This window comes from Pontibacter chitinilyticus (genome assembly GCF_039748935.1).
GTDB lineage: Bacteria > Bacteroidota > Bacteroidia > Cytophagales > Hymenobacteraceae > Pontibacter > Pontibacter chitinilyticus.
In genome coordinates this window covers 263,691-270,025 of sequence record NZ_JBDIZJ010000006.1, presented here as the reverse complement: position 1 = coordinate 270,025, position 6,335 = coordinate 263,691, and the positions used below count along the sequence as shown (strand labels likewise).

The 6,335-nt window shown below is 49.3% G+C and carries 4 protein-coding genes; 3 read left to right on the top strand and 1 reads right to left on the bottom strand.

Features of this window, described 5'->3' with window-relative positions; genetic code table 11:
- Positions 1-389: 389 nt before the first annotated feature.
- The gene (locus tag ABDW72_RS11955; protein WP_347158793.1) at positions 390-2,381 is read left to right on the top strand and encodes a monovalent cation:proton antiporter family protein; all 1,992 of its coding nucleotides are present in this window, start codon (positions 390-392) and stop codon (positions 2,379-2,381) included.
- A gap of 297 nt (positions 2,382-2,678) precedes the next feature.
- Here ABDW72_RS11955 and ABDW72_RS11950 read toward each other — a convergent pair whose 3' ends face one another.
- The gene (locus tag ABDW72_RS11950) at positions 2,679-3,275 is read right to left on the bottom strand and encodes a DUF4136 domain-containing protein (RefSeq protein WP_347158792.1); all 597 of its coding nucleotides are present in this window, start codon (positions 3,273-3,275) and stop codon (positions 2,679-2,681) included.
- Positions 3,276-3,538: 263 nt separating this feature from the next.
- On the opposite strand from ABDW72_RS11950, the gene ABDW72_RS11945 reads away from it, so the two are divergent.
- Together ABDW72_RS11945 and ABDW72_RS11940 are read left to right on the top strand one after the other, a co-directional pair.
- Entirely contained in the window at positions 3,539-4,375 is an 837-nt protein-coding gene (locus tag ABDW72_RS11945) for a DUF1206 domain-containing protein (RefSeq protein WP_347158791.1), read from the top strand.
- 460 nt (positions 4,376-4,835) lie between these two features.
- Positions 4,836-6,194, top strand: coding sequence for a sigma-54-dependent transcriptional regulator (locus ABDW72_RS11940; RefSeq protein WP_347158790.1), 1,359 nt, complete (start codon positions 4,836-4,838; stop codon positions 6,192-6,194).
- Positions 6,195-6,335: the final 141 nt, after the last annotated feature.

Here is a 6,335-nt window from a genome sequence, read left to right as displayed (position 1 = left end):
TTATTCTACCTGCTCCTTAGCCTTATTGTTTGTGTAAAATGCTGATTTTTACCCGTTTAATTTCCGAGTTCACGTTAACTTTATTACAGAATATAGCTCAAAGCCATAGACTTTGAATCGATATTCAGAAAGAGCTGAAAACAGCGTAATAATTCAGCACCCGGTTCCCTGTCATCTACATCCCCCTTTACTTCAAGCACAGGTTTATACTTCATATTTATACCTGTATCACTACACTGTAGCAGGTTTGCTGCTTTCTATCTTTAGATTCGTGAGGCGCCTGATTCTATTAAAGGTAAGCCAACTTTTATACTTAGGCTTGCTGCTATTCTTTTGCGTAAGCACAGGAAGTACTTGGTTGTACGCGCTTAAAGTTTTATACTCGCTCCATGGAAATACCCTTACTCTCAGACATCGTCATCATTCTTGGGCTGGCAGTTGTGGTAATCCTGCTGTTTCAGCGATTCCGATTGCCTACTATCCTGGGTTTTCTCGCGACAGGCGTGATTGCCGGCCCGCACGGCCTTAGCCTGATCTCCGCCACGCACGACATAGAAACGATGGCTGAGGTCGGCGTTATCCTGCTGCTTTTTATTATCGGCATGGAGTTCTCGCTCCGCAACCTGGCCCTGATCAAACGCACGGTGCTGCTGGGCGGCACGGCGCAGGTGTTGCTCACCATTGGGGCAGTGGCCGTGGTGATGCAGCTTTTCGGTTTTAGCTGGGGTGAAGCATGCTTTATGGGCTTCCTGATTGCATTAAGCAGCACAGCCATTGTGCTCAAACTGCTGCAGGACAGAGGCGAGATTAACAGTCCGCAGGGGCGCGTGGTCTTGGGCGTGCTCATTTTTCAGGATATTGTAGTAGTACCCATGATGCTGCTGACACCGCTGATGGCTGGTGGGGCGCAGAATATTGCTTGGGAACTGCTGGTGATGGCACTCAAAGGGGCTTTTATCATTGTGTTCACCCTGCTGAGTGCGCGGTACCTGGTGCCTCGCTTGCTCTACCTGGTGGCCCGTACCAAAAGCAGGGAGCTGTTTATACTTTCGGTGGTGGTGATCTGTTTTGCCGTGGCCTGGCTCACCTCCAGCCTGGGCCTTTCGCTGGCCTTGGGTGCCTTCCTGGCGGGCCTTATCATCTCAGAATCGGAGTATAGCCACCAGGCCACCAGCAACATCCTTCCTTTCCGCGAGATCTTCACCAGCTTCTTCTTTGTGTCCATCGGCATGCTGCTCGACTTTTCCTTTATGCTGCAGCACCTGCCGGTTATACTTGGGTTTACGCTGCTCGTGTTTCTGCTCAAAGGCTCGGGTGCGGCGCTGGCGGCCCGGCTGCTGCAATACCCCTTGCGCATTGCGCTGCTGGTCGGTCTCTCGTTGTTCCAGGTTGGCGAGTTCGCCTTTATACTTTCCAAAACGGGCATTCAGTACGGGCTGCTCACCCAGGAAACCTACCAGTATTTTCTGAGTGTGTCGCTGCTGAGCATGGGCATTACTCCTTTTATCCTGGGGTATGCGCCTAAAATTGCCGCCTGGCTAACCGAACGGTTCGGCAGCAAAGAGGATGGGCAGGCGCAGGGAACCTCAACAGACGCGTCTGCAGAGTTTCCGAACCTGAACGATCATATCCTCATTATCGGCTATGGCATTAATGGCAAAAATGTAGCGCGGGCAGCCAAACATGCCAACATTCCTTATGTGATTGTGGAGCTTAACGCCGTAACAGTGAAACATGAACGCCAGCTGGGCGAACCTATACTTTATGGGGATGCCGTGCATGGCAATATCCTCCACCACGTCAACATCCATCAGGCGCGCGTGGTCGTGATCGCTATTTCTGACCCGGAAGCCACGAAGCGCATCATCGTCAGTATCCGCCAGATGTCCGACAAGGTGCACATTATTGTACGTACCCGCTTTGTGCAGGAAATGGAGGAAAATTACCACCTGGGCGCTGACGAGGTAATACCGGAAGAGTTTGAAACTTCGATCGAGATATTTACCCGCGTCCTTTCCAAATACCTGATGCCCCGCGACCAGGTGGAGGCGTTTACCCGGCTTATCCGGTCAGACAACTATGAGATGCTGCGTAGCATGACGAACCGGGGCAATGGCATCGGTGGCTTCGAAGTTGACCTTCCGGATATAGAAGTCGCCAGTCTGCGCATCTTCACCAGTGACAAAGACCTTGTAAATAAACCCCTGCATGAACTTGATATACGTAATAAGTTCTACATTACGGTAGTTGCTATCAAACGTCAGGGCACTACCCTGCTGAACATTACAGCTGGCACGGAATTAAAGCAGGGGGATGTGCTCTATGTGGTGGGGAAACCAGATGCGGTGATGCGCTTCAGCAATTACCTGAAAAGTGAATAGCAACAGCTGCATGTTAAGTGGAGTTTGGTATTCTTCGATCTAAGTCTTACGCAGAGAACCGATTAATCTTCATATCTGATGAAATATACTTCTTTTGCATCTGCCTATTATACCAGGCTATACTTCGACTTTGATCCGGAAGAGTAATAAAGCCGGAAATGCCTGTGCTTACGCTACCTCCTGAATGACCTGAATAGCATTGAGCAGCATGTTGCATCTTGTTGCGCGGGAACAAAGCATCAGAATAAAACAGAAACTGCTAAATACTACCTGTAGGCAACTGCCCGCTATAACTAGCTAAGACCGAGGCAGCTTTTGCAGCACTTCCGTAACCAGTTGTTTTACTTTGTTATAGTTCGACCGGAAGTTTGTAACAGCTCCCTCTGACCAGCCACGCCATACCAGTTTGTTAGTATCAGGGTTGATCATATCCACGAGTAAGGTCCCCTCTTTAAACAGATCAACAGGGCGATAACCTGGCAGCCCGCCATCGCTGTAGCGGTAGCGGTAGCCGCTCATATAGCCATAGCTGTAGCCAAAGCCGGGCGCAAAATTTGCAGGTTTGTCCTTCTCCACCGGCACGGAAACACTTACATCATACGCCAGCAGGACATCGGGATTAGCTGTAGTGGCTACTTTCTGCATGCCTCGTTGCTTTAATTCCTCTTCTACAGCTTGCCGGATGTTCTTATCGAGTCCGGCTGTAAAACCTGGGTCGTAAGCGGCCGGTGTAGGTGGCGGGTCCTGGTACCAGGCATAGGTGGTATACTTCGCCAGTTTGGCTCCGGGCGCCGAAATGGCAGTCGTATGCGCCGGGCCTGAAGTCGCCACGCAGGCGTTCAGCAGCACAGCAAATAGCAGGTACAGCAAGGTAAAAGGTAATTTTCTTCTCATAGAGGTCTTCATATTCTGCTTGGCAACGGATGCCGCAACCATCCGCTGGAGCAAAGGTAACATGTTCTTTGGAAGAAATTAAGGAATATCCTTGAGAGCCGTGCGCCTTAACACAAAGCTGTTCCGGTAACAGGTACAGGAGCCAAAACTGCCCTGGGATTTTACCGGTAGCCTGGCGGTCATTCAGGGAAAAGCAGTGCATAACCATAAAGTACAAAATCAGGTATGAGAGGAAAGAAGCATTAAACAAACAAGATAAAACTATGACTACAATTTCTTCTCATGTTCCTTCCCCACCCCCCGAGTGGGTGAAGAATCTTGCCCGTATCGGACTCATTGCCAAAGGAGTGGTATATTGCCTGGTGGGTATTCTGGCTTTTATGGCTGCTTTTGAGCTGGGAGGCAAATCCGAAAAGAATGCCGGCAAGAAAGGTGTTTTCCAGTTTATTCTGGAGCAACCCTTCGGCCAGGTGCTGTTGGGCATAGTGGCGTTTGGCTTGTTTTGCTACTGCATCTGGCGGCTGATAGAAGCGATAAAAGATACCGAGCGGAAAGGAAATGATGCGAAAGGAATTTCTGTACGGCTGCGGTATGCCTTCAGTGGCCTGGTATACGGAGCGCTGGCCTTTTATGCGGCTAAGCTGGTGCTGGGCTCCGGCGGAAGCAGCAGTGGCGGCGGCTCACGCGAAACACTGGCCCGCCAACTGCTCCAGCAGCCTTTTGGACAATGGCTGGTCGGCATCCTGGCGGTGGGCACAGCCCTGGCTGGTTTGTACCAGATATACCTTGGCTTATCAGACAAGTATAAGAAGAAAGTTCAGGAAGCCGGTGTGGCGCATGAACATGAGGCGCTGATGATCAAAGCCGGTAAGATCGGGTATGTCGCGCGCGGCATCGTATGGCTCGTGATCGGTTACCTGTTTCTGAAGGCGGCCCTGCAGGCAAATGCCAACCAGGCAGGTGGCAGCGACAGCGCTTTTAAGTGGCTTGAGAGTGCCTGGTATGGTTCATACCTGCTGGGCGCTGTCGCCCTCGGGCTGATCTGTTACGGTGTTTTCATGTTTATGCGTGCCAAATACCAGGTTATAAACGGCAGCTAGCCTGTGGCAACATCTTAGATGCCCCCTTCAAGTTGAACGTACTATCCTGTTCTTTTTCAGCTGCTTTCGCCTGATAGCAGCTGCCCCTTCCCTGCACCGCATGTTTCCTGCGGTACAGGGAAGGAATTTCAATGCTCCTCCTCCTCCTGGGTTATTAAGTAAGCAACTGTTATTGTCTCACCTCTAAACGAGCAATCTGAACTGCATTTCCCTTCATTACAATCTCTCTTCTAAATCATATTTTATTGCACAATTTATTCATTAAAATTTACTTTATAAGTATAAACAAATAGTATAAATATGATAGTATCGTTAAATTAATAAACCATTATACTTTGTATTTAAAGGTTTAAAGCTACTTTTGTACTGCCTGAACAGCGCTTGTCAAACATTAATTTTTACAGCTTAAGAAGAATGTTTAAATTGGACATGCACCTGACCAGCTTAAACCTTAGAACAGATGAAGACTGTACCTTTTAAGATTTTTATATTGGATGATGATGTTTGGTACAGTGAATTGCTGGAGTATCATCTGTCGCTTAACCCGGATTATGAGCTAAGGAAATTTCATGCGGCCAAAGACTGCCTCGCCAACATGTATGAGCGCCCCAATGTGGTGACACTCGATTACTCGTTGCCGGATAAGAACGGAACGGAGGTGCTGAAAAAAATGAAGGAGCAGAACCCGGATACGCAGGTCATTGTGATCTCCGGGCAGGAGGATGTCGCCACCGCAGTAGACCTGCTCAAAAAAGGGGCATACGATTATATAGTTAAAGACGAAGATACGCCGGAGCGGCTGTGGAATACCATCAACAAGATACGTGAAAACGTTTCGCTGCGGGAAGAGATCAGCCAGTTACGCGAAGAAATCGGCCTGAAGTATGATTTCAGCAAGGTTATAATTGGCAACAGCGAACCGATCAAGCGGGTGTTCCATATGATGAATAAGGCATCAAAAACAAACATTACCGTTTCTATTACCGGCGAAACCGGTACAGGAAAGGAGCTGGTTGCCAAAGCCATACATTATAACGGCCCCAAAAAGAACCAGCCTTATGTAGCCGTTAACGTCGCTGCCATACCCCGGGAATTGATCGAGAGTGAGTTATTCGGCCATGAGAAAGGCGCCTTTACCGGAGCCCTGTCGCGCCGCCTGGGTCGGTTCGAGGAAGCGAACAAAGGCACCATTTTTCTGGATGAAATCGGTGAACTGGACATTAGCTTGCAAGCCAAACTCCTGCGGGTGCTGCAGGAAAAGGAAATAACCCGCGTGGGCGGCAATACCGTGGTGCCGGTTGATGTGCGCATCATCGTAGCCACCCACAAGGATCTGTCGGAAGAAGTGAAAAAAGGAAATTTCCGCGAAGACCTCTACTATCGCCTGCTGGGCCTGCCCGTTCACCTGCCCCCTCTCCGCGAGCGCGGCAGCGACATTCTGGTGCTGGCTAAATATTTTATTGATGCGTTCGCCAAAGAAAACAATTTAGGCAAGAAAACACTTTCTGCTGAAGTGCAGCAGAAACTGCTCTCCTACCCTTTCCCCGGCAATGTGCGGGAACTGAAAGCGCTGATAGAACTAGCTGTGGTGCTATCGGATGACGAGGTAATCCGGGACGAGGACATTAATTTTACGGCGAACAATGCGGCTAAAGACTTTCTTGCCACAGAACGCACCCTGAAGGCCTATACAACCGAAATCATACAACGCTTCCTGGACAAGTATGACCACAACGTGCTGCTGGTAGCGGATAAACTGGATGTTGGCAAATCGACCCTTTACCGGATGATTCAGAACAATGAGCTCCGGATCAAATAATCTGATGATAAGGTATGGCTTTGCCGTACAAATAAGTTAACAATGGTAACAACACCTGCACAACGGTAGCAGCGCCATACTTGTTAGCACCTGCTGCTTTTAAAGCAAAGGCTAACTATCCGGATGCTATATAAATGCTGC

What these genes read in the sequence shown, in the direction of transcription:
- ABDW72_RS11955 (WP_347158793.1), top strand. Translation starts at nt 390, where the DNA reads ATGGAAATACCCTTACTCTCAGACATCGTCATCATTCTTGGGCTGGCA.
- ABDW72_RS11950 (WP_347158792.1), bottom strand. Translation starts at nt 3,275, where the DNA reads ATGAGAAGAAAATTACCTTTTACCTTGCTGTACCTGCTATTTGCTGTG.
- ABDW72_RS11945 (WP_347158791.1), top strand. Translation starts at nt 3,539, where the DNA reads ATGACTACAATTTCTTCTCATGTTCCTTCCCCACCCCCCGAGTGGGTG.
- ABDW72_RS11940 (WP_347158790.1), top strand. Translation starts at nt 4,836, where the DNA reads ATGAAGACTGTACCTTTTAAGATTTTTATATTGGATGATGATGTTTGG.